This window comes from Pseudomonas fjordensis (assembly GCF_976987115.1).
Genome location: NZ_OZ336860.1, coordinates 3085523 through 3111534, shown reverse-complemented (window position 1 = coordinate 3111534; position 26012 = coordinate 3085523). Strand labels below are relative to the sequence as shown.

At 61.2% G+C, this 26012-nt stretch carries 19 protein-coding genes; 7 read left to right on the top strand and 12 right to left on the bottom strand.

All coding sequences use genetic code 11. The features are described 5' to 3' along the window. Positions 1-22: 22 nt before the first annotated feature. The gene (locus tag ACWHXD_RS13895) at positions 23-832 is read right to left on the bottom strand and encodes a helix-turn-helix transcriptional regulator (RefSeq protein WP_138763017.1); all 810 of its coding nucleotides are present in this window, start codon (positions 830-832) and stop codon (positions 23-25) included. 257 nt (positions 833-1089) lie between these two features. Here ACWHXD_RS13895 and ACWHXD_RS13890 point away from each other — a divergent pair, with 257 nt between their 5' ends. Then, positions 1090-1362 carry a DUF1652 domain-containing protein gene (locus tag ACWHXD_RS13890; protein ID WP_014718395.1) on the top strand — a complete coding sequence of 91 codons (273 nt, stop codon included), beginning with the start codon at positions 1090-1092 and terminating at the stop codon, positions 1360-1362. A gap of 597 nt (positions 1363-1959) precedes the next feature. Here ACWHXD_RS13890 and ACWHXD_RS13885 read toward each other — a convergent pair. Continuing rightward, positions 1960-4422: a UvrD-helicase domain-containing protein gene (locus tag ACWHXD_RS13885; RefSeq protein WP_138763019.1), complete on the bottom strand. Its 2463-nt coding sequence runs from the start codon at positions 4420-4422 to the stop codon at positions 1960-1962. A 217-nt stretch (positions 4423-4639) separates the two neighbouring features. Here ACWHXD_RS13885 and ACWHXD_RS13880 point away from each other — a divergent pair, with 217 nt between their 5' ends. After that, complete coding sequence (locus ACWHXD_RS13880; protein WP_138763020.1) at positions 4640-5335, top strand: pirin family protein; 696 nt, start codon at positions 4640-4642, stop codon at positions 5333-5335. A 114-nt stretch (positions 5336-5449) separates the two neighbouring features. Here ACWHXD_RS13880 and pgm read toward each other — a convergent pair whose 3' ends face one another. The 4 genes from pgm to ACWHXD_RS13860 form a co-directional block, all read right to left on the bottom strand. Next, on the bottom strand, positions 5450-7093 hold the full coding sequence (pgm, locus tag ACWHXD_RS13875) for a phosphoglucomutase (alpha-D-glucose-1,6-bisphosphate-dependent) (protein WP_044273695.1): 1644 nt from the start codon (positions 7091-7093) through the stop codon (positions 5450-5452). A 779-nt stretch (positions 7094-7872) separates the two neighbouring features. Next, positions 7873-9276 carry an aminotransferase-like domain-containing protein gene (locus ACWHXD_RS13870; RefSeq protein ID WP_499084130.1) on the bottom strand — a complete coding sequence of 468 codons (1404 nt, stop codon included), beginning with the start codon at positions 9274-9276 and terminating at the stop codon, positions 7873-7875. Positions 9277-9281: 5 nt separating this feature from the next. Beyond that, a complete protein-coding gene (locus ACWHXD_RS13865; RefSeq protein ID WP_192901661.1) occupies positions 9282-10706 on the bottom strand; it encodes a hypothetical protein in 1425 nt (474 codons plus the stop codon). A 705-nt stretch (positions 10707-11411) separates the two neighbouring features. Further along, complete coding sequence (locus ACWHXD_RS13860; protein WP_032891964.1) at positions 11412-12434, bottom strand: zinc-dependent alcohol dehydrogenase family protein; 1023 nt, start codon at positions 12432-12434, stop codon at positions 11412-11414. Between the two features lie 268 nt (positions 12435-12702). Between ACWHXD_RS13860 and ACWHXD_RS13855 the strand changes: the two genes are divergently transcribed. Further along, entirely contained in the window at positions 12703-13617 is a 915-nt protein-coding gene (locus ACWHXD_RS13855) for a LysR family transcriptional regulator (protein WP_138763023.1), read from the top strand. Between the two features lie 155 nt (positions 13618-13772). Here the strand turns inward: ACWHXD_RS13855 and ACWHXD_RS13850 are convergent, their stop codons facing one another. The 6 genes from ACWHXD_RS13850 to ACWHXD_RS13825 form a co-directional block, all read right to left on the bottom strand. Then, positions 13773-14534 carry a 1,6-dihydroxycyclohexa-2,4-diene-1-carboxylate dehydrogenase gene (locus ACWHXD_RS13850; RefSeq protein ID WP_032891965.1) on the bottom strand — a complete coding sequence of 254 codons (762 nt, stop codon included), beginning with the start codon at positions 14532-14534 and terminating at the stop codon, positions 13773-13775. 10 nt (positions 14535-14544) lie between these two features. Continuing rightward, the gene (benC, locus tag ACWHXD_RS13845; RefSeq protein ID WP_032891966.1) at positions 14545-15567 is read right to left on the bottom strand and encodes a benzoate 1,2-dioxygenase electron transfer component BenC; all 1023 of its coding nucleotides are present in this window, start codon (positions 15565-15567) and stop codon (positions 14545-14547) included. A gap of 10 nt (positions 15568-15577) precedes the next feature. Further along, positions 15578-16066, bottom strand: a complete 489-nt coding sequence (gene benB / locus ACWHXD_RS13840) for a benzoate 1,2-dioxygenase small subunit (RefSeq protein WP_032891967.1) — start codon at positions 16064-16066, stop codon at positions 15578-15580. After that, positions 16063-17439 carry a Rieske 2Fe-2S domain-containing protein gene (locus tag ACWHXD_RS13835; protein WP_032891968.1) on the bottom strand — a complete coding sequence of 459 codons (1377 nt, stop codon included), beginning with the start codon at positions 17437-17439 and terminating at the stop codon, positions 16063-16065. Before ACWHXD_RS13835 ends, benB begins: the two co-directional genes overlap by 4 nt. Before the next feature lie 107 nt (positions 17440-17546). Further along, positions 17547-18494: an AraC family transcriptional regulator gene (locus tag ACWHXD_RS13830; RefSeq protein WP_138763024.1), complete on the bottom strand. Its 948-nt coding sequence runs from the start codon at positions 18492-18494 to the stop codon at positions 17547-17549. Between the two features lie 117 nt (positions 18495-18611). Beyond that, positions 18612-20420 (bottom strand): ABC transporter ATP-binding protein, encoded by a 1809-nt coding sequence (locus ACWHXD_RS13825; protein WP_056785714.1) that lies wholly within the window; start codon positions 20418-20420, stop codon positions 18612-18614. Positions 20421-20840: 420 nt separating this feature from the next. Between ACWHXD_RS13825 and ACWHXD_RS13820 the strand changes: the two genes are divergently transcribed. From ACWHXD_RS13820 to ACWHXD_RS13805, 4 genes are read left to right on the top strand one after another with little or no spacing between them, the layout of a single operon-like run. Then, entirely contained in the window at positions 20841-22454 is a 1614-nt protein-coding gene (locus ACWHXD_RS13820) for an ABC transporter substrate-binding protein (RefSeq protein WP_192901663.1), read from the top strand. Continuing rightward, entirely contained in the window at positions 22451-23401 is a 951-nt protein-coding gene (locus ACWHXD_RS13815) for an ABC transporter permease (RefSeq protein WP_032891971.1), read from the top strand. Before ACWHXD_RS13820 ends, ACWHXD_RS13815 begins: the two co-directional genes overlap by 4 nt. Positions 23402-23404: 3 nt before the next feature. Beyond that, on the top strand, positions 23405-24289 hold the full coding sequence (locus ACWHXD_RS13810) for an ABC transporter permease (RefSeq protein WP_032891972.1): 885 nt from the start codon (positions 23405-23407) through the stop codon (positions 24287-24289). After that, on the top strand, positions 24286-25899 hold the full coding sequence (locus ACWHXD_RS13805; RefSeq protein WP_032891973.1) for a dipeptide ABC transporter ATP-binding protein: 1614 nt from the start codon (positions 24286-24288) through the stop codon (positions 25897-25899). The genes ACWHXD_RS13810 and ACWHXD_RS13805 overlap by 4 nt, the downstream gene beginning before the upstream one ends. Positions 25900-26012 lie beyond the last annotated feature (113 nt).

The window sequence follows — 26012 nt, the reverse complement described above, 5'->3', positions numbered from 1 at the left end:
GGGTCGATCCTAGAGCGCCGCGTCAGGGACTGTCTTGCGCGCGTGCACGCAGAGAAATTTGTTTGAGGTACGCCTTGGGCGATTGCCCGGTGTGCTGGCGAAAAGCGCTGTAGAACGCCGAAAGTGAATTGAAACCGGCGGCAAAGGCCAGATCATCCACCTTGATGGGCGGTGTGGCGCAGTCCAGCGCGGCCAGCAAATGCTGGAGTCGCGCCTGGTTGACGTAGCGATAGAAGCTCTGCCCCAGCACCTGGTTCAGCAGGTAGGACATCTGGTTGCGACTGTAGCCACAGGCCTTGGCGACCCGCTGCAGATCCAGCTCCGGGTCCAGGTACGGTTGCTGACGCTCGAAATATTGTTGCAGGTCATTGGCCATATAACCCAACTGCTGGGGCGACAGGCCCAGGCGGCTGACCGTCGGGCGCAGCGCCTGGGTCGGTTGCTCATGCACCAGGGACGCATATTCATTCACCCGCCAGATCAACCCGTCGCGCACGGTAATGGCCTCACTGGTGCGAAACGACACCAGGCCCTGGCCGCCACGCAAGGTAATGCGGTACTGGATAAACGCCGTATCGCCATCGGCGCGGATGCGATCAGTGTGTTCAATCGCCTCGTCTGCCTCACGGGGCATGCTGGCCTGCAAGTACTCACGCAACTGGGCATAGCCCACCACACGGTTCTGGAAGAAATCGTGGTATTGGATCTCGGGGTGATAGTAGGCCATCACTCCATCCAGATCGCGATGGCGCCAGCACAAGTGATGGCGCAGCACCAGCGCGCCGGTAGCGTGGGAATTCTGATACTCATCGTCTGGAGCGATGTCGGGCATATCGGGCTCTACCGCGGAAAAAATACTTGAGACTGCCGAAGTTTACCCGCCTCTTCAAGAGTCAAATCGAGCGCCTGACTGATGGCCTTTTGCCCATTCCTCTGTAGGACATGATCCATATCAAAATTAGGCGAAACAACCGCTGAACGGGCCCAAAAAAGTCACCTTGCCGTTGCGAACGAATGCTATTTTTAAGCCCTTATCTGTCATGACCAGTGAAGGTCCTGGCCCCTGCCGCGAGCTAAAGGAAGCGCTCAATGAACAAGGTGGGCAACATGAACAAAGTGACATTCCCCAACGCCTGCCAGCTGATGCGCTGGCATTTTCACCCGATGGGCTTCGAGGGCAGCATGGACGCCCCCGGCAGCATGATCGCCCGCCTGTTCGACCGGGCCAGCGGCGAGACATTGATCGCCATCGCCGGGATCCCCTGCGCCACGGTGATGAACGCGGCTGATGTGGAGCGCATCATCGAGGCCGTGGAGGATGAATTGGAGAGTTTTGTGCCACCGGTTTCGTTGCGGGCGTGAAACGGAGCAACAAGCCGTAGCGACCCACTCCAACGGTAACCACGATGCGAAGCGAGCCGCTCTTGATCTGCTTTTGATCTGCTTTTGATCTTGATCTCAGGCGCCCCGTTAAACCACGCTGGCCGAACGCAGGCTTGAATTCGTGGGTAACCCGGCAGGACGCCGGGTTAGCCGTCCTGGGCCAAGGATGGCCCATGACGGCGGCCCACGGATTCAAGCCTGCGTTCGGGCACACCGAGCCTAGGCGAGGTGCCGAGTGGTGGGGCAAGAGCGTTTTGCTTACTTTTGCGCTTTTCAAAAGTGAGCCGCCGTCAGGGCGGAACCCTAAGCGGCCGTTACCGCAGCAATGGATATGTACACAATCCAACTGTGTTGACTGCCAGGCCGCCTTCGCGAGCAAGCCCGCTCCCACATTTTTGATCGTGGGGTTTCAGGTAGATAGGTATCGGCTGGTAGGCCGTCATCGCAGGCAAGCCAGCTCCCACATTTTCGATCGCGGGGTTTCAGGTAGATAGGCATCGGCTGGTAGGCCGTCATCGCAGGCAAGCCAGCTCCCACATTTTCGATCCCGTGTAGGCTGTTGGGCCTCAACGTAGGTCAGCCAGCCCCCTTCACTGCACGTTGATCATCAAAAAACACCTTCCTGCCATCCACCCGCTCAGACGCCCTCGGCACATTCACACCCTGGCCTTCCGGCTTCTCCACATACCAATAACAATGGCTGACCGCCCGGGTAATCCCCACGTAGGCCAGGCGCAACACTTCGTCTCTCTGCGCATTGTCATAAGGCTCGCTGTCCCCATCCTTGCCCAAACCCGCCATGCGATACACCTGGTTCTTGTACGGCGAACTGGTGACATGCTGACAATCACCCAGCAAAAACACCGCATCCGCCTGCAAGCCCTTGGCACTGTGATAAGTCAGCTGTTTAAGCCTGCGCGCCTGAGGCGCCAAGCTAGAATCCACATTAACTACAGACTGAATATGCTCTTGAATCAATAACTTATCGCTACTTTTTCGATAAAGCATCAGGATCGAATCGCCCCGCTGATAATGCTCCAACAACCGCTGCCCCAGTGCCGCGTCGTCACGCTCCAACACCGTGACGGGCACCAATGCCTTGGGCTCGCCACTGGCCTTGGCCTTCTTGCCCGGAATGGCCGGTGCACTGCGTACGATATGTTCAGCAGCGTCGATGATGTGCTGGTGGCTGCGGTAGTTTTCCCCCAGCATCACGCGGGTAGTGCTGGGCGAAACAAACTCCTTGTTGAACTCCATGAAGTACTTGGGCGAACTGCCGCGCCAGCCATAGATCGATTGCCAGTCATCCCCCACGCACAGCAACGATGAGCGTTGCGCCCCACGCCCGACATGCATGGCCGGCCCGCGGCTGCGGATTTCCCGCAGGCTGGCGCGGATCCAGGACACGATCTGCGGCGACACGTCCTGGAATTCATCGATCATCAGGTGCGACATCGGTCGCAACAGCGGATCACTCAGCAGCTTGAGGTTCTCCGGGGTGTTTTCGCCAAACAGCGAGAACATCCGGTTGTAGGTCATGATCGGCGGCGACTGTTCCAGCAGGTGATCTTCCAGGGCCTTCCAGAAAATGCTCAAGGCCTCGAAGAACAGCCGGTCCGGGTCGTCCTTGGCAAAGCTCATCTGGCCAACCGCCGTAGGCACATCCAAACCGAGGTTCTCGATAAACCCGGCCGCCATGACAAAACTGTCCAACAGGGGCGCCGAAGCGAGCTCGCCTTTGACCTTGTAATCAAAGCCCGGCCCGGCCGTGGCATCGCCGCCCAGGCTGCTCAAAAGGCGCTTGGAAGATTCGTAATTATCCATCCATATCAGTGGCTTATTGCAGAAAGCTTGAAACAAGGTGCGCTTCACCGCCCATTCTGCACGCACCGAGAGTTTCGAATTCGGCCGACTGATCTGCGGGTTTTCGCGCCCATCGAACCCCAGCACCACCCAGGCATCCAGCTCCGGGATATAGCCGTGGCAATGAAATTGCGCGCCGTTGATTTCAAAGGTCTGACGGCTGGGTTCGATGCCTTTGATCGGCCAGGCGCCGGCGCGAAACCACAGGTCTTCAATCACATCACAGAGTTCTTCATCGCGCTTGGCCGCCAATTCAGTCACGGCCATGCGCTTTTGCACGTCTGGATGATCGCGTTCCAACTCCTTGAGCTGCAGGCCATGGCGGGCCAGGGGTGCAATCAACTCGCGAAAACGCTGATGGCGGCCATACAAGCGGTGATAACAGGCGTTCATCTGCTGGCGCTGGGCGTCGCTGATACGCAGGTCGAAGGCGTTGCTGTCGGCGTCTTCAAAACCACCGTTGAGGTTCTCAAAGGCTTGCAGTCTTTCAAAGCCCGGCAGGCTGCGCACCATCGGCAGGATGCGCGAATGAAAGGTGCGCACCACCGCCTGGGCTTCTTTGCTGCCAAGGGGTTGGCCCCACAGGCTGAGAATCTCCATGAGCTTGTTGATGAAGTCCTTGCGCGACTCGCGAGTGAACGTCACCACCGTCATCGAACTTAGCTCAAAGCCCAGGTAATGGCTGATCAGCAGGATGCGCAGCACCAAGGACGTCGACTTGCCGGCGCCTGCGCCCGCAATCACTGAGGTCGAGGGTGTGTCGCTGAAGATCATCTTCCATTGCGCCGCACTTGGCTGCGCGTGGGCTGGCAGCAGGCGCGCGACATCGGCCTTCATGCGTTTCTTCACCTCTGCGGTGAGCGGCAATCGCCAATCGTCGAACAGGCTGTCATCTACGCCTGGCGCACGGTGCTCATCGGGGCGAAAGTCACGAATCAGCAGGACCTGGCGGCCCTCTTCAATGCCATCGGCCTTGCCCTCGCGATAACCGTATTCAACGCCCGCCTCATGCCCACTGCGAAAGCCGTCGGCCTGGCCATGCAACCAGGAAAACCGATGCTGCGCGCGCAAACGGGTGAGCCCATGGCCGAACAGGCGAGCGGCAAGCCGCTTCAACAGCGGCATTTCAGCCAGGGGGCGCAGTTCGGGGGGTAGATCAGGCTGTTGTTGCGACACGCGGACTCCTGCGGTGAGCTTGTTTTGACCAGGCCACCATGGTCGCCGGAAACGCCGCTCAGTTCCAGCCAAATGCTTTGCTGTCATGCAGTTAGGCGATGAAGTGAAAGTAAACACCGGGGTAAAACATCGAACAAATAGATAATAATCCGGCAGTTTTTTCGCTTTTTCTCGATCATGCGCTGCTGGATGATAGGCCCATCAACAGGAGACGATCATGCTTGAACTTCGACCTTTCAACACCCTGGGCGGCGCCCATCATGGCTGGCTTGACGCTCATCACCACTTTTCCTTTGCCGAATACCACGACCCCAAGCGCATGCACTGGGGCAACCTGCGGGTGTGGAACGACGACATCATCGCCCCCGGCAGCGGCTTTCCCCAGCACCCGCACCGCGACATGGAAATCATCACCTATGTGCGCGAAGGCGCCATCAGCCATGCCGACAACCTGGGTAACAAAGGCCGCACCGAAGCCGGCGATGTGCAAGTAATGAGTGCAGGCACCGGCATTGCCCACAGCGAGTACAACCTGGAGGCCACGCCGACCAAGATCTTCCAGATCTGGATCATCCCCAATGAGGCGGGCTTGCCGCCGTCATGGGGCGCCAAGCCGTTTCCGCAAGGCAACCGCGAGGGCTTTGTAACGCTGGCCAGCGGCAAGGCTGGCGACAGTGAAAGCTTGCGGATTCGTGCGGATGCACGCTTGGTGGCCGCGAACCTGAAGGCCGGGGAAAGCGCGGAGTACCGGTTGGACAGCGGTCGCCGTGCCTACCTGGTGCCTGCCACGGGCGTGATTGACGTCAATGGTGTGCGGGCACAGGCACGAGACGGTGTGGCGGTTGAGGATGAACAAGTGTTGCGGGTGACGGCGATCGAGGACAGCGAAATCGTGCTGGTGGATCTGGCCTGATCATGTAGGAGCGAGCTTGCTCGCGAAGAACTCACCGGCGCCGCGTTTATTCAGGAAGCACGCGTTATCGTTGACGTTTTTCGCGAGCAAGCTCGCTCCTACATACAGTGTCAGTTATTGGCTGATTGCGCCGTCTACCAACACCTGCGCCTCTTCCACCAGTTGCTTGAGGTGTTCTTCGCCGATAAAGCTCTCGGCGTAGATCTTGTAGATGTCCTCAGTGCCCGAAGGCCGTGCGGCAAACCAGCCGTTTTCGGTCATGACTTTCAAACCGCCAATCGCCTGGTTGTTGCCCGGCGCATGGCTGAGGATCTGCTGGATGCTCTCCCCGGCCAATTGCGTGGACGTGACCTGCTCCGGTGACAGTTTACCCAGCAGGGCTTTTTGCGCTGGAGTGGCCTTGGCATCCACGCGAATGGCGAACGGCTCACCCAGGGCATCGGTCAAGCCACGGTAGATCTGGCTCGGGTCCTGGCCTTTGCGCGAGGTCATTTCCGCGGCCAGCAAGGCCGGGATCAGGCCGTCCTTGTCGGTGCTCCACACGCTGCCGTCTTTACGCAGGAACGAGGCGCCGGCGCTTTCTTCGCCGCCGAACCCCAACGAACCTTCGAACAAGCCATCGGCAAACCACTTGAAGCCCACCGGCACTTCGTACAGGCGACGACCGATGCGCGCCGCGACGCGGTCGATCAGGCCGCTGCTGACCACGGTCTTGCCCACGGCCGCGTCGGCACGCCAGTCCGGGCGATTCTGGAACAGGTAGTCGATGGACACCGCCAGGTAGTTGTTGGGCGCCAGCAAACCACCGGAAGGCGTGACGATGCCGTGGCGGTCGTGGTCCGGGTCACAGGCAAAGGCAACGTCGAAGCGTTCCTTGAGCCCGATCAGGCTTTGCATGGCGTAGCTGGAGGAAGGGTCCATGCGAATCTGGCCATCCCAGTCGACGCTCATGAAGCGGAAGGTTGCGTCGACCTCGGTATTCACCACGTCGAGGTTCAAGCGGTAATGCTCGGCAATCGCCGACCAGTAGCGCACCCCTGCTCCGCCCAATGGATCCACGCCCAAGCGCAGGTCAGCGCTGCGGATCGCGTCCATGTCGATCACATTGATCAGGTCGGCCACATAGCTGTTGAGGTAGTCATGGCGATGGGTGGTGTCTGCCTTGAGCGCCTGGGCGTGAGTGATGCGCTTGACCCCGGCCAACTTGTTGGCGAGCAGTTCGTTAGCCTTGGCTTCGATCCACTTGGTGACGTGGGTGTCGGCCGGGCCACCGTTAGGCGGGTTGTACTTGTAGCCGCCACTTTGCGGCGGGTTGTGGGACGGTGTAATCACAATGCCGTCCGCCAGGCCGCTGGTACGGCCACGGTTGTAGCAGATGATGGCGTGGGAAATCGCCGGTGTCGGCGTGTACTCGTCGCCCTCGGCCAGCATCACGTGCACGCCGTTGGCCGCCAGGACTTCCAACGCACTGGCACCGGCTGGCGTCGACAATGCATGGGTATCCAGGCCGACAAACAATGGGCCAGTAATGCCCTGCGCTTCGCGGTACAGGCAGATGGCCTGGCTGATAGCCAGCACATGCCACTCGTTGAAACTCAGTTCGAACGAACTGCCACGGTGCCCGGAGGTACCAAAAGCCACGCGCTGAGTGGAGATCGCTGCATCAGGCTGGCCGGTGTAGTAGGCCGTGACCAGTCGCGGGATATCCACCAGCAACTGGGCTGGCGCCGGTTTGCCCGCAAAAGGACTGATAGTCATGCATAAACCTCGAAAAGAAGGATTCGGAAAAAATGACAGTTTACTGGGACTTGGACTACTGCGCGACGGTATCGATCCGACAGCCTGAAGAGAAATTTCGGATAATTGAGGTGAGGATATGCACTCGGCCTGACAGTCTGATCGGCTGTCAGGCCCCTATCGCAGTATAGGTATCGACGCCGGACCTGTGGCGAGGGAGCTTGCTCCCGTGACGGCCCTGCAGCCGGCGCTGATCTAACTGACGCGCCGAGATCTAAATGTGGGAGCTGGCTTGCCTGCGAAGGCGGCCTGACAGTCAACACAGTTGGACCGTGTATATATCCATTGCTGCGGTAACGGCCACTTAGGGTTCCGCTCTGACAGCGGGTCACTTTTGGAAAAGAGCCCCAAAAGTAACCAAAAGGGCTCTTGCCCCACCACTCGGCACCTCGCTTAGGCTCGGTGTGCCCGTAATCCGCCAGTGATTTGGGGGGCCGCCGCCACGCGCCATCCATGGCGCGGGGCGGCTAAACCGGCATCCCTGCCGGTTTACCCCCCAAATCCCTGTCGAATTCCGGCCAGCGTGGTTTAACGGGGCGCCTAAGATCACAAGCAGATCAAGAGCGACTCGCTTCGCATCGTGGTTACCGTTTGCTGCTACAGCCCACAAAGTTGTGTAGATACCTATATCCCACATTGGATAGTTGTAGGAGCGAGCTTGCTCGCGAAAAACTCACCGGCGCCGCGTTTATTCAGGCAGCGCGCGTTATCGTTGACGTTTTTCGCGAGCAAGCTCGCTCCTACTCAGTCTGCGCCTGCCGTAGTGACTGAGCCAGCGTATTCAGGGCGATGTCGAGGTTGGGATGGCCACTAAAGGTATGGCTCAAGCGCATATGCTGGTGATGCAAACCGCTGAGGCTGAACAGCTCGCCCGGGGCAATCACCACCTGCTGGGCGAGCATGCGCTGGAACACCAGGCGCATGTCCACCGGCGCCGTCGACTGCAACCAGAAACTCGCCCCGGCCACGGGCATGCGGTAATGCACACGCCCTTGCAGACGCACATCCAAGCGGTGACTCATGGCATGGGCCTGCTCGTGAAGGCGCTGACGCAGCGTCTGCAGATGCTGATCAAACCGCCCACTCTCATAAAGCCGGGCAATGGCGCGTTGTCGGATAGCGGACAGTCGAAATGAACGCAGCAAGAATTGGCGCTGCAATTCGCTGCTCATCTGCCGCGCCAGCAGGTAACCAAAGGGGGCTTCCGGGCCCAACACCTTTTCGAACGAAGAAAACACGATCAGCCGCTCTGGGTTGACCAGGCTGCGCAAGGCCGGCCCGGGCGGCGCGAAGCTCAGGTCACCGAAGGTATCGTTCTCCAGCAACCAGCAGCCGTGCTGGTCGAGCAGTCGCGCTACGTGCAGCCGCTCGGGTTCGGTCATGGTATTACCCGAGGGCATGCTGACCACGGATGAGAGCAGCACAAGGTGCACCGGTTCATGGCGCAGCAGGTGCTCCAATGCGGCCAGGTCCGGTCGGCCGTCGGCACGCCAGGGCCATTCAATAACCCGCACGCCAGCGGCCTGTAGCAGGCGCAACACCAGGTAATCGCAGGGCGATTCAACCACCACCACGGTGCCTTTGAGGCCCAGGGCATCAATGAGGATGCCCAGTACACCTTGAAGGTCGGCCCCCACATACACCTCATCCGCTTGCCAGCAACGGGTGGGCGACGAGGTATAGCGGGCGGCCAAGGCGGCGCGCAACTCCCACACACCGCAGGGTTGCGACGGTTGCAGGTGATGGGGATACCGGCGTACCAGTTGGCGCTCCAGCGCTAGCAATGCGCCATCGAGCGACCCCAACAACGCCGGTTCATCACCACTGAGCACCACCATCGCCGGGCGCCGTGCAGCCGTGTACAAGCGTTCGAGCAAATCAGTACCGGCCATAAGGGGCGCGTTTGCAGCCACGGGCCAGGCGAAGTAGCCGGACTTGGCCACCGAGTACACTCGGCCTTCCTTTTCCAGCAACGAATAGGCGTACTGAATCGTCGATATCGACACATTCATACGCGTCGATAACTGCCGCAACGACGGCAGTTTCACCGGCGTTTCCCGGCTGACTTCGTTGATCAGGTTGGCCATGTAGCGGTACACCGCCTGATAGGCAAAGTCTACTTGCCGCTCCCCGCGAAGGTTCATCGTTGCTAACGCCCCGACACTTGGGCGACGCGCGCCTGGGGCCGCGCGAAAGCTCGTTTGCGCGCCCGCGTGCCGCGTCCTTCCAACAGCGGGCGCTTACGATACAGGTGCTGCAACAGCGGCAGCGGCAACCCACTGGTATCCACCAGCCACTGGTGCAGGATGTCCGCTGCGGGTTTGCCCTGTAGTGCCTTGTGGAGTTCGGGGAGCGCCACCAGCATGCCGGGATGGCATTGACGCAAGAAACTCTCCAACCGCTCGCCATGCTGAACAAAGGGTGCAAATAACAGGCAGGTCAGCTGGTTGTCGTCCAGACCCGAGAACTCCTGGATGTAGGCGGTGGACAGCAACTGCCCTTCTCGCCCGGACGCTTCTTTGATCAGCGCGACCGGCACTTGCCTGCGGTGCAGGAAGTCTGCCGCACGTCGAACAAACCCCGCGACGCCATGTTCGTAGGAAAGCTCACGCAGGCACTGGGCCTGCACGCCGTGCAAATGCGCCATGAGCAATGGGTTGGGATAGACAGGATGGCTGAAATGGAACTCAAACGGGTCCCGCTTGTGGGCGAGAAACCCGGTGAGCAGTGGCGCATGCCCGACGTCGGCGTCTTTGAGCAAGTCGGCGATGCCGATATAGGCCAAATGACGATGCCCGCCCCGGCCCGGACTTTCGTTGCCCGCATAGTGCTCGCCATAGAGGTCCCGATAGCAACCCACACTCCACTCCTCCATGCGTGCAAACCATGCATTGAGCGACGAGGGCTTATTGGGCGCAAAGGCAAGGCCGGTCGCCAGCGCGCTTTTTTTCAGCCACGCGATGTATTGGCTTTGCTTGCGTGCTGAATCACCGCTGACCAGGGCATGCACGCCGCCGTTCCAGGTAGCGACCCGCTGATAGAAATCGCCCAGGGCCAGGAGCGTGTCGTCGCACAGGGCGGCGCGGATATCCCCGGACGTCAGGTGCCCGATCATCAGCTTGTTACGCTGGCTGATTTCCCGAGCGGCACTGGATGCCGGGCGCTGATGGTTGAACGGCAGCACCTCATGGTTTTCCACCATCAATAGCTCTACCCGTGGGTCGTCATGGAAGAACAGCGCTGCGTAGCCTTGATTCAGGGAGTCGAGCGTTGCCTGAGTCATACCGGCATGCCGCAATGTTGCCACCCGTATCTGAAACGTCTTGGGCGAGCGGCCAGCAATGGTCAGTTGCGCCGCACGCAGCAACGCGAGGGTGTAGCTGCTCACTTCGCCGCCACCATGGGCGATCAGTACTTTGTAATTGCCCACTTGTTCCATGCCGCCTGCGGCCACCACGATTCGCTGAACGAGCAATTGAAGTGACGTTCGTTCGGCGCGCGTAAAGTGCCCGATTAAACGTTGCAGAACTTGCTGGTAAACATAGCTCATGGCTTGTTCATGAATAGTGCTCATCGTTCTACTACCTGAGTTGAAATATCAGTTTCAAGCAACTACCAAACAGCGTTGCTCGACCTATTACATCTGTAGGCTTGTCTTCCATTGCGCAGCACAAGTTTGAGTCAACATTAGCACCTTGCAACAAAAGCGCAGGTGAGAGCATTGAGGGCGCCCATGGCCGCCCCGCCGGAGAATCCAGCGCCTGCGCGGGCTCCAGCAAAATAGCTGTTAGCCTTAGGAATATTCCGACAACGTCCTACACTGTTTTAACTAAGAAATTAGAGAAGCGTCCGACGAATATTAATCATCTGCGCACCTTGGCTGCGTGCAAGGCCACAGGGTATTCGTTTTGCACTTTGCGGGAGAAACAATCCGAGCCTCGTTAGTTCTGAAGGTGCGTGACGCAACTGCCGTGTAATCAATCATGGCTCAATCCTTGAGATGACAATGAAGACTCAATTATCGGCACTCAAATAATGATTAACAGATACAGAACGGCGTCAAAAAGCAGCTCAGATGACCTGCCTGCCCAACTTAAATGACGCCCACACACAAGCGCCGCACTGGATTTCAGGGCGGCGCACGGCAATAACGGTATTGTTTGCGGGGCGCAGCGCCCCTGCGGCGGCTCAACCCCAGTGCGGGTTAAGCCCTGTCAAATGGCGCATTTGCCTCATCAGCTCAGGCGCCAGAGCATTCATTTGCGAATACTCCTACAGCTCAAACAGCTTCAACCTGCAACGCCACCCGTTCGCGACACGGGCATTCATCCATGTATCGGTGCGCTTCGACGAACTGACTGAACGGAAATACCGTGGTTTTCAGTGGGACAAGCACCCGGTCGGCCGTCAGCTGGTTGATATCGCGCAACGCACGCTGCAACGCCACCTGGTCCTGGATAATGCCCAGCTCCGGCTTGCCGGTGAAGTTGCCGATACAGTGCACAAAGAACTGGATGTTCTTCTGGAACGCCGCACAGGCCGGGAATGGCGTCTGATTGCCACCTTGCAGGCCATACAGCACCAGGCTGCCACGCGGCGCCAGGACGTCACCGAGCAGCGACATCTGCGGGCCACCCAGGCCATCGAACACCACGTCGACGCCACGGTTGTCGGTGAACTTGTTGATCTGCATCAGCAGGTCTTGTTCTTCGGTCACGATGACTTTTTCTGCCCCGAGAGACAGCAGGTATTCGCGTTCAGCACTGTCTTTGGTGGCGGCAATCACCCGCACACCCAGGGCCTTGCCCAGCTGCACAAACGAAGGGCCGGCACAGTGGCTGGCGTCGGTCACAAGGGCAAACTGGCCGGGTTTGACCCGCGCCAGGTCCATGTAGGCAAAGTACGCAATCAGCAGCGGCGTGTAATGCACGCTGGCTTCAATCGGGCTCAAGACATCCGGGTAGCGGGTCAGGGCCGAACGGGGCAAGACGATCTGCTCGCCATACACCGGGTAATCATTGGGGCTCTCGGCCGGAAAACTGGCCACCTTATCGCCCACTGCCAAGTCATCCACGCCGTCGCCGAGGGCAACTACGACACCGGCCATTTCATGGCCCAGGCCAGAAGGCAGGCGTGCATGGGAAGACGCCAGGTTCTGGCGCCACAGAATGTCGTACCAGCTGATACCGATCGCGTCGACACGCACCTGCACTTCGCCCGGTGCGGGCTGCGCGGCTGCATGCTCTTCGCATTTGAGCACCTCGGCCGGACCAAACTTGTGAAAACGGATCGTGCGGGACATCGCAAACCTCGTCAAAGTAACCTCTAATGCCATGAACTTTATCTGGGCTTTGGGGGTAAGACCACCGGTCACCATTAATAGTCGACATGCCTGTCATTGATTCCGCGAAGGAGGAACACCCCTCAACTATCGTAGGAAAAATCAATTAGCCGGTGCAGAGTACCAGCCTTTCCCCGTAAGATTCATGCCGGTCATCCTTCTGAATCGAACCTCAGGGGTTGCTACGTGACCGCTCACATCAAGTTTGCTGACTCTTCCAGGACACAAGATGAACCGTAACGACCTGCGTCGTGTCGACCTTAACCTCTTGATCGTATTCGAAACCTTGATGCATGAGCGCAGTGTGACCCGCGCCGCCGAGAAATTGTTCCTCGGCCAGCCGGCCATCAGCGCGGCACTGTCACGCCTGCGCGGATTGTTCGATGACCCCCTGTTCGTGCGCACCGGGCGCAGCATGGAACCCTCGGCCCGCGCCGTGGAAATCTTCGCCCTGCTCTCCCCGGCCCTGGACTCGATCTCCACCGCCGTCAGCCGCGCCGCCGAATTCGACCCGGCCACCAGCACCGCTGTGTTTCGCATTGGCCTGTCCGACGACGTGGAATTCGCCCTGCTCCCGCAACTGCTCAAACGCCTGCGCTCCGAAGCCCCCGGCATCGTGCTGGTGGTACGCCGCGTCAACTACATCCTGATGCCCAACCTGCTCGCCTCCGGCGAAATCTCCATCGGCGTCAGCTACACCGCCGACCTGCCCGCCAACGCCAAACGCAAGGTACTGCGCCGCAGTCTGCCAAAACTGCTGCGCGCCGACAGCGTACCGGGCTCGCTGAGCCTGGATGACTTCTGCTCACGGCCCCATGCGCTTGTGTCTTTTGCCGGGGACTTGAGCGGGTTTATCGATGAAGAGCTGGAAAAACTCGGCCGCAAGCGCCACGTTGTACTCGCGGTGCCGCAGTTCAACGGCCTGGGTACGTTGCTGGCGGGTACGGACATTTTGGCAACGGTGCCGGATTACGCGGCGGAAGCGCTGACCTCGGCGGGTGGGTTGCGTGCCGAAGACCCACCGTTGCCGGTGCGCTCGTTTGAGCTGCATATGGCGTGGCGGGGGTCGCAGGATAATGATCCGGGGGAGCGGTGGTTGAGGTCGCGGATTCAGATGTTTTTTGGGGATCCGGATAGTCTCTAGTGGCCGTCTGGCGGGCTGTTTATCTGATCATTTCTGCCTTTTCATAGACCATGAAGACCCATCCATCTCCAGTGGATTGCTCCATTGGGGCACACCTGAGGGCATGCCTCGAATGGTTTGAAAAGGAGAGTCCATGTCATCTGATGGAAAAAGCCTTAGCCGAGGTCGCCGCCGCCCACCGGCAAGGTCACGCCGGTGATGTAGGAGGCCTCGTCGCAGGCCAGGAACAGAATTGCGCCAGCTTGTTCGTCGATGCTGCCGTAGCGTTTCATCGAGCTGCTCTCGAGGGTCTGGTCGACGATCTGCTGGTACCACACACGCTCCTGCTCGCTCTGCGGCTGGCTGTTGCGCGCGATGCGCCGTGGCGGTGCTTCGGTGCCGCCGGGCGCGGTGGCGTTGACGCGAATCCCGCTGCCGGCAGTCTCCAGGGCCAGGCAGGCCGTCAAGGCATTCACGCCGCCCTTGGCTGCGCCATAGGGCACGCGATTGACCCCGCGCGTAGCCACGGAAGACACGTTGACGATGGCGCCCGCGCCCTGCTCCAGCATATAGGGCAGCACGCAATGGCAGCACCACAGCGTAGGGAACAGCGAGCGGCGCACTTCGGCCTCGATTTCAGCCTCAGCGTAATGCTCAAAAGGCTTGGCCCAGATGGTCCCGCCGACGTTATTGACCAGCACGTCGATGCGCCCGAAACGCGCCGTGGCGGCGGCCATCACCCGCGCGCACTCGCTGTATTGTTCCAGGTCGGCGGTCAGCAGTAGCGCTCGCTCATGCTGCAATTCATGCACAAGCTCGGAGCGATCCACCGCGACCAGCCAGGCACCCTCCTCCAGCAAGCGTTCGGCGACACGCCGGCCGATGCCTTGCGCAGCGCCGGTGACCAGCGCGACCTTGTTGTTAAACCGTTGAGTCATGCGGCAGTCCTCAGGCGGCATCGCACGGGGCGACGGCGTTAGGGGTGAATTTCTCGTAATGAAAGCTGGCCGGGGTCACGCTCTGCTGCTTGAAGTGCTCGCGCACCGCATCGACCATCGGCGGCGGGCCGCACAGGTACACGTCGACATCGCCGCCATTGAGGGCTTCGTCGGCCATGTGCTGGGTCACGTAGCCCTGGCGCGGGTGAGTGGTGTGCGGATCAGCCACGCAGGTCACCAGGTTGAAGTCGGGCAAACGCGCGGTAAAAGCTTGCAACGCCTCAATCATCACCAGGTCCTGATCCCGCGTTACGCCGTAGATCAACCGGATCGGGCGGGTTTCCTGGCGCTGCGCGAGCACTTCAAGCATCGACAGGAACGGCGCCAGGCCGGTACCACCGGCCAGTAACAGCAGCGGCCGCGCCACCTCACGCAGGTAGAAACTCCCCAGTGGGCCGGTGATCGCCACGCTGTCGCCCGGCTGGGCGCGCTCGAGCCAACTGCTCATCAACCCGCCGGGCACGTGCTTGATCAGGAAGCTGGCGCGCGGGTCGCCCGGGCGACTGCTGAAGGAGTAAGCACGTGTTTGCCCACTGTCGGGCACGCTGATATTCACGTACTGGCCGGGCAGGAATACCGGCGCTTGGTCCAGTTCGAAACTCACTTCCAGCGCGGCATCGCCATGTCGGGTGATGCCGGCCAGCGTCGCGGCAAAGTGCGTGGTGCCGGTCTTGCAGGCGCTGGACGGCACCGGCACGGCGATCACGCAGTCGGACTGCGGCACCATTTGGCAGGTCAGTACCTGGCGCGCCTGCGCTTCGTCGGCGCTCAGGGCGTCGTCGATAAAGTCGTCGCCCAAGTCGTAGGCGCCGGTTTCACAGCGGCATTTGCACGTACCGCACACGCCGTCCGAGCAGTCCATGGGCAGGTTGATGCGTTGGCGGAAGGCGGCATCGAGCACCTTTTCCCCCATCTTGCAGTCGATGAAGCGGGTCACTCCATCCTCGAAGTTCAGGGCGATGGCATACGTCATGGCGGTGTCCTCAGATGTGGTAGATGTCGATGACCTGGTGGATGTAATCGTTTTTAAGCACCACCTTCTTGCGCGTTATCAGCGGCTGCTCGGCACGGGTGTCGAGGCGATAGAAGGAGGTACCGAAATAACTGTCGGTGGTTTTGTAGCGGTGGCTGAGGGTGTGCCAGTTGAAACGCAGGTCCACCTGCGCGCCGTCGTCGGCCAGCACTTCGAGGTTGCACAGCATGTGCACGGTGCGCGGCTCGGGCGTGCTGGCGCTGGAGCGCTCAGTCTTGATGCGAAAGATGCGGTCTTCCAGGCCGTCACGGTTGGGGTAGTAGATCAGCGAGATTTCGCGCTGCGGGTCTTCTGTGAGGGTGTCGTGATCGTCCCAGGCGGGCATCCAGAACTCGGCCTTGGGCGAATAGCACGCCAGCCAGTCATCCCATTGGCGGTCGTCGAGCAGGCGCGCCTCACGGTAAAGAAAATCCAGCAGGTGGTCACGGGCAAGGCTCATGGCTGCACCTCACGGTCGCTGGCAATCAGCCCTTGCTGTTCGCGCTCGATCGCACGCTGCAGGCTTTGGGCCCAGTGCGCATGCTGGCGCACAAACAAGCCCTCGTCCTCGGTCTTGACCCCGCTGAGCTGCGGTTGCATACCCATGGCCAAGGCATTTTCGTCCGCGCCCTCGACCCACTGCTTGGCGCCACGGCTCAAGTCATTCCACAGGGTGCTCGCGCCCTGGTAACCGGTCTGGCAGGCGCGGAACTCCTCGAGGTCATCCGGGGTGCCCATGCCGCTGACATTGAAGAAGTCTTCGTACTGGCGAATCCGCGTGGCGCGCTCCTGGGCGCTTTCGCCGATGGGCGCCATGCAATAGATTGTCACTTCGGTTTTATCCACGGCGAGGGGCCGCACCACGCGGATCTGGGTCGAGAACTGGTCCATCAGGTACACATTGGGGTAGAGGCAGAGGTTGCGGGTCTGGTCGACGATAAAGTCAGCGCGCGCTTGGCCCAGGCGTTCGGCCAAGGCCTCGCGGTGAGCGTGCACCGGGCGCACTTCGGGGTTGAGCAGGCGCGTCCACAGCAGGATATGCCCGTGGTCGAAGGCGTAGACGCCGCCCAGGCTTTTCGACCAGCCATTGGCGTCGACGGTGCGCGTGCCTTCGGCGTCGTAGTTGCGCCGGCCCATGGTCGCCGAGTAGTTCCAGTGCACGGAACTGACGTGGTAACCGTCGGCGCCGTTTTCGATTTGCAGCTTCCAGTTGCCGTCATAGACATAGGATGAGCTGCCGCGCAGCACCTCCAGGCCCAAAGGGGCCTGGTCGACCATCTGGTCGATGATGACCCGGGTTTCGCCTAAGTAATCGCTGAGTTCCGGCACCGCATCGCTGAGGCTGGCGAACAGGAAACCGCGGTAGTTTTCAAAGCGCGCCAGGCGCTTGAGGTCATGGGAGCCGTCGCAGTCGAAGCTATCCGGGTAGGCGCCGGTCTTTGCGTCCTTTACCTTGAGCAGCTTGCCGGCGTTGCTGAACGTCCAGCCATGGAAGGGGCAAGTGAATGAGCCCTTGTTGCCTTGTTTGCGCCGGCACAGCATGGCGCCGCGATGCGCGCAGGCGTTGACCAGACCATGCAGCGCGCCGTGCTTGTCACGGGTGATGACCACCGGCTGCCGGCCGATCCAGGTGGTGAAGTAATCGTTGATCTGCGGCACCTGGCTTTCATGGGCCAGGTAGATCCAGCCGCCTTCGAAGATGTGTTTCATCTCCAGGGCAAACAGGTCGGGGTCGGTGAAGATGTCGCGGCGGCAGCGGAACACCCCAGTGGCGGGGTCTTCCTGTACGGACTCGCGCAATTGGCAGGCGAGTCGGTCGAGTGTACTGATCATGGGGCGGGCCCTCCGTTGTTCTTGTATCAGGCGCCCTCACCGTACGTGTTCGCCCTGCCCGTCAATATCCGCTGCCTGCACATCGCTATCCGCCAGGCGCACGTCGCTTAACGATGGCGTTTCCAGGTCTGCGACGGTAGTTCGCCGAAGCGTTTGCGATAGGCCTCGGAGAACCGTCCCAAGTGCATGAACCCATGGTCCAAAGCCACCTCGGTCACGCTGCGCGTGCTGCTCAGTTGCAAGCGTGCATGTACGCGTTCGAGTTTGCAGCGGCGTACGTAATCGCGCGGCGACAGCCCCACCTGGCGCTCAAACATGCTGTATAGCGAACGTTCACTGACGTTGGCCACGGCCATCAACTGTTCGACGCTGATGTCATCGCCCAAGTGCTGCTGGATAAATTCGTGCACCGCTTCAAACCCACCGCCGTGGGCAGTCCGGGGTGTCTCTCGCAACACATTGCTGCCCAGCAATGCCAGCAGCTTGTTGGCCACGATGCGTTCGTACAGGCCTTGCATGTGGGGCTCGGCAGCGTTTTCCGCCTCATGGCAGATCAACCCGAGCAACGGCAGGAAGCCGCCCATTTCACTGAGCGCGTGGCGGGCGGTCGTGAAGCGGACCCCCGCCCGCGGCAGGCTCCAGTGCTGCTCCAGGCAGGCGTTTTCCAGCAGGCGCACCGGCAGTTTGATGATGAATTTTTCGCAGTCGGCGGAATAGGTCAGGTCTACCGGGTCGTCCGGGTTGATCAGCAGAATTTCCCCCGGCCCGAACACATCATCCTCGCCACGGGAGTTGGAGCGGCAATGCCCGCTCAAGAGGATCTGCAGGTGGTAGATGGTCTCCAGCGCCACCGACGTGACCCGCACCGGTGCGCCGTAGCTGATGCGGCACAGGTCCAGGCTGGCGAAGGTGCGATGGCTGATACTTGCCCGGGGCCGGCCCCTGGGAGGCAGGCGAATGCAGTGGCTGCCCACATGCTGGTTGACGTAGTCCGACACCGCGTAGGCATCGGCGCCCTGGAAAATCTGGCTGCGCTCACTCAATAGCACGGTCATGGTCGCGACTCTTTTATCGTTATTGGGCTCAGGCTGACGCTTGGGTAGGGGGGCGTCCAATATGGATAAAGTCTGGAGGGATACCCTGGAGGTATCGTCGGGCGTGGCGCTCGCGACCTAGCGATACCCCCGCGCCTGAACATCGAACAACTCGGCATAGCGCCCACCCGCCGCCATCAGTTGATGATGACTGCCCTCCTCCAGGATTCGCCCGCCGTCCAGCACGATGATGTGGTCGGCATTGCGCACGCTGGAGAATCGATGGGAAATCAACAACGTCATGCGGCCCTTGGCGTGTTCGCGAAAGTGCTCGAACACCGCCGCCTCGGCGCTGGCGTCCAGCGCCGCCGTCGGCTCGTCAAGAATCAGCAGATCCGCCTCCTGGCGCATATATGCGCGTGACAAGGCAACCTTCTGCCATTGCCCACCCGACAACTCCTGGCCGCCAAGCCAGCGCCCTAACTGTGTGCCGTAGGTCTTGCTCAGGCGTTCGATGAACTCGGCGGCCACCCCCTGGGTTGCAGCCGTGCGCCAGCGCGGCTCGTCGTTCAGCGCATCGACGTCACCCACGCCAAGGTTCTCGCCGACGGTCATCTGGTAGCGGATGTAATCCTGGAAAATCACCCCAATGCGCTGGCGCAGTGTCTGTTCATCCCAGTCTTGCAAGTCGCTGCCATCCAGCAGAATACGCCCCTCGTGCGGGGTATACAGGCGCGTGAGCAGTTTGATCAGGCTGGTTTTGCCCGAGCCATTCTCGCCCACCAGGGCCAGGCTTTGCCCCGGCGCCAAGTGCAGGTTGATGTCAGCCAATGCCGGCCGCTCAGCGCCGGGGTAACTGAACCCCACGTGCTCGCAACGCAGACCGTCGCCGGGACGCGCGCCCTGGGTAAGCCGGCCACTCGGCACGACCACTGGGGTTAGCAGGTACTCATAAAGGTCTGAGAGAAACAGACTGTCGTCATACAGGCCGGCAATCGCGCTGAGGCTGGCGGTGATCGCGCTTTGCCCCTGCTTGAACAGCACGATGTACATGGTCATCTGCCCCAGGCTGGTCTGGCCGCGCACGGTGTCCAGCACCACCCAGGCGTAAGCCACATAAAACGCCGCGGTGCCCAGCAGGCCCAGGGCAAAGCCCCAGGCATCCCGGCGCACCGTCAACTGGCGGTCTTCGGCGTACAAGCGCCGGGCGTTGTCGCGGTAGCGCTTGAGGAACAGCGGCGCCAGGCCGAACAGCTTGACCTCTTTGGCGTGGGTCTCGTGGGACAGCAGCGATTCCAGGTAATTCTGTTGACGGGTCTCCGGCGCACGCCGGTGGAACAGGCGAAACGCATTGCCCGAGAAATGCGTCTCGGCGAAGAAAACCGGTAAGGCGCCGACCACCAGAATCACCAGCGCCCACGGCGAAAAGTGCACTAACAACACGGCAAAGCTGACCAGCGAGATCAGGTTCTGCACCAACCCCAGGCCCTTGGTGACCAGGCTCAGCGGCCGTGTCGACGCGCCCTGGCGCACGCGCACCAGCTTGTCGTGGAACTCGGCGTCTTCAAATTGCGTGAGCGAGAGGGTCTGGGCCTTCTCCAGAATCATCAGGTTGACCTTCACCCCCAACTGCACACGCAGCAAAGATTGCTGCATTGACAACGCACGCTGAGCGGCGGCCAGCAGCCCCAACACGCCCGCCTCGGCCAGCACGTATTGCATCACTGGCCACACGGGTGCCTGGCTGCCGGCTGCATGAATCTGCATCGCATGCACCACGCCGTCGACAATACGCTGGCCGATCCAGGCAGCCAGCGCAGGCAACAGACCTGCAACGATGGTGGCCAGCAGCAGGCCTATGAATAAGGGGCGCGACGTCCCCCAGACCAGCTTCAGTGCCCTGCGCGCCTGGATGGAAAACGCGCTCAATCGATTGAACAGCACCATCAATGGCATGGCCTCCGTGTGGGGGTTAGGGGTGAGACGGGTGGATTATGACAGGCGATGACGTCGCGCACATCCAACGGCGAGCAGACACGCCGCACCAGCCGGGTAATAAAAATAGGTGATCTTATAAAACTACAAGATAACAATATCTAATAATTAGCTTATTCTAAAAAAGACTTTCCCCGCAGTTTTTTATAGAGATATCTTCACTTCACAGACCGACCCCATGCCTGGCGGAGGACGTACCCCCGACATGGATCTCTCTCGATATGCCCGATATTTCTCACCCCGCCCCGCTGAAAAAATTCCACCTGTCGCTGTTGACCAGTTCGCTGCTGCTGGCGGCGGTACACCAAGCTGGCCTACGACTTCTGATTCACATCGCCAAACGAGGGCACCCCATTGAACACCTCCAACTTGATGAGCCGTCTGCTGGCCCCCTGCGCCCTGGCGATCAGCCTGGCCGCCTGCTCACCTTCGGGCGACCAGGCGCAAGCGAACAAAACCCTGAACATTGCATTTTTTGGCGACAACACCACCCTGGTCAGCGTCGACCCATTCCAGGTGTACTGGCTGGAACACCGCGTGCTGCTGCGCAATGTCGCCGAGTCGCTCACCGACCAAGACCCGGCCACCGGCAAGATCATCCCCTGGCTGGCCAAGAGCTGGGACATCAGTGACGACGCGCTGACCTACACCTTTCACTTGCGCGATAACGTGACGTTCAGCAACGGCGAGCGCTTCGACGCAAAAGCGGTAAAAAACGCGTTCGACAGCGACAAGGCACTGGCCACCCAGCTGCCGGCGACCTTCGGCGCCACCTACCTGGCAGGTTATGACCACGCCGAAGTGGTCGACGACTTCACCGTCAAGCTGGTGCTGGCCAAACCCAACGCGGGCTTTTTACAAGCCACTTCTACCACCAACTTGGCAATCCTTGCGCCCGCGTCCTACGCACTCACGGTCAAGGAACGCTCTCTGGGCAAGATCATCGGTACCGGGCCGTTTGTGCTGGCCAGCTATACCCCGGAAGTCGGCGCGCGCCTGACAAAACGCAAGGGTTACGCGTGGCCCTCGGCGAATATGAAGAACCCGGGTGAGGCACACCTGGACGCCGTCGACATCAGCTACATCCCCGAAGAGAGCGTGCGCAACGGCCTGTTCTTGCAGGGCAAGGCCGACATACTGTGGCCACGCAACCCGTTTTCGGAGGTCGACCTCAAGCTGTTCCAATCCAAGGGCGCGACCATCCAAAGCCGCTCGCTGCCGGGCCCGGCGCTGAACCTGTACCCCAACACCCGTGGCGAGCGCATCCTCGCCGATCAACAAGTGCGCCTGGCCGTGCAGAAGTCCATCGACCGCAAGAGCTACGCCAGCACCGTATATAACGCCGAGTTTCCAGTGGTGGATGGCATTTTCGACGTAACCACGCCTTACTTCAAAAGCCAGGGCAGCAAGCTCGGCTACGACCCGGCAGTTGCCGAAAAACTGTTGGATCAAGCCGGCTGGGCCAAGGGCGCGGACGGTTACCGCAGCAAAAACGGCAAGCGTCTGAGCCTGAGCTACAACATCAGCCCGGCCGAAACCGCGGGTGACGTGCTGATCCAGGACCAACTGCGCAAGGTCGGCATCGAGCTGAAGCTCAACGTGGTGACCCGCGCCGAATGGGTGGCCAACAACTCCGCCGGCAACTACGACCTGACCATCAACTATATGACTCGCGCTGACCCGATCATCCTGCAAACCATCCTCGACCCGCGCAGCGCCAACAGTTCCACCGTGGCCACTAACACCTACGAACCGGCCACCCTGGAAAAAGCCAAGGGCTTGTTCGAAGCCGGCATTACGGCCACCCAAGGCGCACAGCGTGCCGCCGCCTATGGCGACCTGCAGGACCTTCTGATCGACGAAAGCTCTGCGTTCCCGGTGTACGAGCGCGTGTGGCAGGCGGCAACGTCGCCGAAGGTGAAGAACTTTCGCTGGACTGCCGAGGGCTTCGCGCTGCTGGGTGATATCGAGATCGGCACACCATGAGCCGCTACCTGATCGGACGCGTCGGCCAGGCTCTGCTGGTGCTGTGGGGGGCCTATAGCATCACCTACTTGATCCTCTATCTGCTGCCGGGCGACACGCTGTCGATCATGCTCAGTGCTTCGGGCATGGAGGCCGATTCACTGTCGGTGGCCGACCTGGCCAAGGCGCGGGCCTATTACGGCCTGGACAAGGGCCTGTTCGAGCAATATGTCGACCTGCTGCTGGGCGCCTTGCACGGCGACTTCGGCCAGTCCCTGTCGCTGAACCGCCCGGTATCCGAGTTACTCGCCGAGCGCCTGCCGCAAACCCTGTCCCTGGCCGGCCTGGCGATTGTGTTGTCGCTGGTCGGCGGCATCGGCCTGGCCTACCTGACCGCCTACATTCGCTGGCAACCGCTGAAAAAAGCCTTGGCGCGCCTGCCGTCCCTGGGGTTTTCGGTGCCGGTGTTCTGGATGGGCCTGTTGCTGATCCAGGTGTTTGCCTTCGGCCTCGGCTGGTTCCCCGCCACCGGCAGCCGGGGCTTTGAAAGCCTGGTACTGCCGGCGATCACCCTGGCGATTCCAAGTGCGGCGGTGTATGCCCAAGTGCTGCAGCGCAGCTTCCAGGGAGTGTGGCAGGAGCCGTATATCGTCACCGCCTACGCCAAGGGCCTGAACCGTGGCCAGGTGCAGGCGCGCCATGGGTTTCGCAACGCGGCGCTGCCGATTCTCACCCTGATCGGCCTGCAGGTGGGCAACACGGTGTCCGGTGCGGTGCTGGTGGAAACCATCTTCGCCCGCTCCGGCATCGGCCGCCTGGCCCAGGAGGCCGTGCTGCGCCAGGACATCCCGGTGGTGCTGGCGATTGTCGCGGTGTCGGCGGCAGCCTTTGTGCTGGTCAACCTGCTGGTGGATTTGCTGTACCCGTGGCTCGACCCGCGCATTTCCCACACGCCAAAGGTGTCCTAGACCATGACGATCCTTGAGCAAAACCTCGGCCTTACGCCCCCACTCTGGCAACGCCGCACCCGCCGACAACGTGCCACGGCGACGATCATGCCGTTGCTGCGGCGACCGGGCTTCAGCCTGGCAGTGTTGATTGTGTTGTTTTCATTGCTGGCCGCCGTGGCGCCCCAGTGGTTGACCAGCTTCGACCCTTATGCCACCGCACCTGCGGTCAAGCTCACGGCGCCGAACCTGACCCACTGGTTCGGCACCGACGAGCTGGGCCGCGACCTGTACACCCGGATGGTCTACGGCTCCAGCCTGTCGGTGCTGGCGGCCTTTCTGGCGGTGGGGATCGCGTTGTTGGGCGGGCTCGGGCTGGGCATTCTGTCTGGCTTTGCTGGTGGGCGTATCGACGCGGTAATCATGCGGATTGTCGACGTGTTGCTCGCCTTGCCCGGCTTGCTGCTGGCTCTGGCGATTGTCACCGCCATCGGCTTCGGCACGGTGCCGGTGGCTATCGCCGTGGGCGTCGGGATTATCCCCGGATTCGCCCGCACCACCCGCGCCGAAGTGCTACGCGTCAAGACCCTGCCGTACGTGGAAGCCGCACGCCTGGGCGGCGCTAGCTGGGGCCGCACCTTGCTGCGGCACATCCTGCCCAACGCATGGGGCCCCGTGGCGGTACTGGCGACCCTGGATTTCGGCGCAGCCATCCTCGCAACCGCCGGCCTGAGTTTTCTCGGTTTTGGCGCCGCGCCTCCGGCCGCCGAATGGGGCACGTTGATCGCCAACGGTCGGCACTTTCTGATCACCGCCCCCTGGGTGTCGTTGCTGCCCGGCCTGTTCCTGGTCGCGGTGGTATTCAGCCTCAACCACATTGCCCGCACGTTCGAGGAGGTTCAGCGATGAATGCTTTAGTTGATGTTCGCCAGCTGAGTGTCAGCTACCGGCACGGCAACCTGGCGGTAAACCAGCTGTCACTGACCATCACCCAAGGCGAGACGCTGGCGATTGTCGGCGAGTCCGGCTCGGGTAAATCCACCCTGGCCAACGCGATTCTCGGCCTGTTGCCGGGCAGCGCAACCATCAGCGCCGGCGAGCTGTGGGTGGACGGCAACAACCTCACCCACGCCAGCGAACGCCAGAGACGCGGCCTGCGCGGGCGCACCATCGGCCTGGTGCCCCAGGACCCGATGGTCAGCCTCAACCCGACCCTGCGTATTGGCCAGCAGATTGCCGAGGCGCTGATCTTGGCCAAGGGCAAGCGCTACCCCGGCGTCGATGCGGATATCGTCGAGCTACTGCAACAGGTCGGTATCGCCAAGCCGGTACTGCGCGCGCGCCAGTACCCGCATGAACTCTCCGGGGGTATGCGCCAGCGTGTGCTGATCGCCATCGCCCTGGCCGGCAACCCACGCTTGATCATCGCCGACGAACCGACCAGTGCCCTCGACGTCACCGTGCAGCGCAAGATCCTCGACCACCTGAAACGGCTGGTCAGTGAGCGCGGAATTTCGTTGCTGATCATCACCCATGACCTTGGCGTGGCGCTGGATCGCGCCGACCGCGTCCTGGTGATGCAACAGGGACAAGTGGTGGAGCAAGGGGCACCACGGCAGATTCTCGGCGCGCCGCAGCATGACTACACCCGCGCCTTGATCGCCGCCGCGCCAGCGTTCGCCACGCGCCGCCAGCCGCTGGCCAGGCCGGCCCCGACGCAGCCGCCGATCCTGCAGCTGCAAAACGTTGGCAAGACGTTCGTGCTGCCCAAGGTCAAGGGCGAAGACGCGACCTTTGTCGCGCTGGAGGACCTCAGCCTCCAGGTCTACCCCGGGCAGACCCTGGCGATTGTCGGCGAGTCCGGCTCAGGCAAAAGCACCGCGCTGCGCATCGCCCTCGGCCTGGAAAAACCCAGCCACGGGCGGGTGTGGTTCGAGCAACAGGACGTCACCGACCTCAGCTGGCGCGACTTCCGCCCGCTGCGCCAGCGCCTGCAACTGGTGCAACAAAACCCGTTTGCGGCGCTGGACCCACGCTTCACAGTGTTCGACAGCATCGTCGAACCGCTGGTGTCGTTCGGCTTGCTCAAGGGCCCTGCCCTGGAACAGGCCGCGCGCGAGCTGATCAGTCGCGTGCATTTGCCGGTGAGTTTCCTCGATCGCCTGCCGCGCGAGCTTTCCGGCGGCCAGTGCCAACGGGTCGCCATCGCCCGCGTCCTGGCGCTGAAACCGGATCTATTGCTACTGGATGAACCGGTCAGCGCCCTCGACGTGTCCGTGCAGGCGCACATCCTTGAACTGCTGCAAGAGCTGCAACGGGACATGGGCATCGCCTACGTGCTGGTGTCCCACGACTTGTCGGTGGTCGCCAACTTCGCCCATGAGGTGCTGGTGTTGCGCAATGGCCGGGTGGTCGAACAGGGTTCGGTGGAGCGCATCTTCAACCGCCCGACCAGCGATTACACCCGTGAGCTGATTGGCGCCATCCCTGGCCAGCACGCTATCGCGAGCGCCGCCTGAGCGGCGCTTTACTCGGCAGTGCAGTCACGCGCCGTGATGCCCTTCTCCTGGGCATTGTCAATGGCCATTAATTTTGACCCACTTTTGGCCAATAGAATTGACCCACTTGCTCA

Coding starts and splice junctions, on each gene's coding strand:
- ACWHXD_RS13895 (WP_138763017.1), bottom strand. CDS start 832: ATGCCCGACATCGCTCCAGACGATGAGTATCAGAATTCCCACGCTACC.
- ACWHXD_RS13890 (WP_014718395.1), top strand. CDS start 1,090: ATGAACAAGGTGGGCAACATGAACAAAGTGACATTCCCCAACGCCTGC.
- ACWHXD_RS13880 (WP_138763020.1), top strand. CDS start 4,640: ATGCTTGAACTTCGACCTTTCAACACCCTGGGCGGCGCCCATCATGGC.
- pgm (WP_044273695.1), bottom strand. CDS start 7,093: ATGACTATCAGTCCTTTTGCGGGCAAACCGGCGCCAGCCCAGTTGCTG.
- ACWHXD_RS13870 (WP_499084130.1), bottom strand. CDS start 9,276: ATGAACCTTCGCGGGGAGCGGCAAGTAGACTTTGCCTATCAGGCGGTG.
- ACWHXD_RS13865 (WP_192901661.1), bottom strand. CDS start 10,706: ATGAGCACTATTCATGAACAAGCCATGAGCTATGTTTACCAGCAAGTT.
- ACWHXD_RS13860 (WP_032891964.1), bottom strand. CDS start 12,434: ATGTCCCGCACGATCCGTTTTCACAAGTTTGGTCCGGCCGAGGTGCTC.
- ACWHXD_RS13855 (WP_138763023.1), top strand. CDS start 12,703: ATGAACCGTAACGACCTGCGTCGTGTCGACCTTAACCTCTTGATCGTA.
- ACWHXD_RS13850 (WP_032891965.1), bottom strand. CDS start 14,534: ATGACTCAACGGTTTAACAACAAGGTCGCGCTGGTCACCGGCGCTGCG.
- benC (WP_032891966.1), bottom strand. CDS start 15,567: ATGACGTATGCCATCGCCCTGAACTTCGAGGATGGAGTGACCCGCTTC.
- benB (WP_032891967.1), bottom strand. CDS start 16,066: ATGAGCCTTGCCCGTGACCACCTGCTGGATTTTCTTTACCGTGAGGCG.
- ACWHXD_RS13835 (WP_032891968.1), bottom strand. CDS start 17,439: ATGATCAGTACACTCGACCGACTCGCCTGCCAATTGCGCGAGTCCGTA.
- ACWHXD_RS13830 (WP_138763024.1), bottom strand. CDS start 18,494: ATGACCGTGCTATTGAGTGAGCGCAGCCAGATTTTCCAGGGCGCCGAT.
- ACWHXD_RS13825 (WP_056785714.1), bottom strand. CDS start 20,420: ATGGTGCTGTTCAATCGATTGAGCGCGTTTTCCATCCAGGCGCGCAGG.
- ACWHXD_RS13820 (WP_192901663.1), top strand. CDS start 20,841: ATGAGCCGTCTGCTGGCCCCCTGCGCCCTGGCGATCAGCCTGGCCGCC.
- ACWHXD_RS13815 (WP_032891971.1), top strand. CDS start 22,451: ATGAGCCGCTACCTGATCGGACGCGTCGGCCAGGCTCTGCTGGTGCTG.
- ACWHXD_RS13810 (WP_032891972.1), top strand. CDS start 23,405: ATGACGATCCTTGAGCAAAACCTCGGCCTTACGCCCCCACTCTGGCAA.
- ACWHXD_RS13805 (WP_032891973.1), top strand. CDS start 24,286: ATGAATGCTTTAGTTGATGTTCGCCAGCTGAGTGTCAGCTACCGGCAC.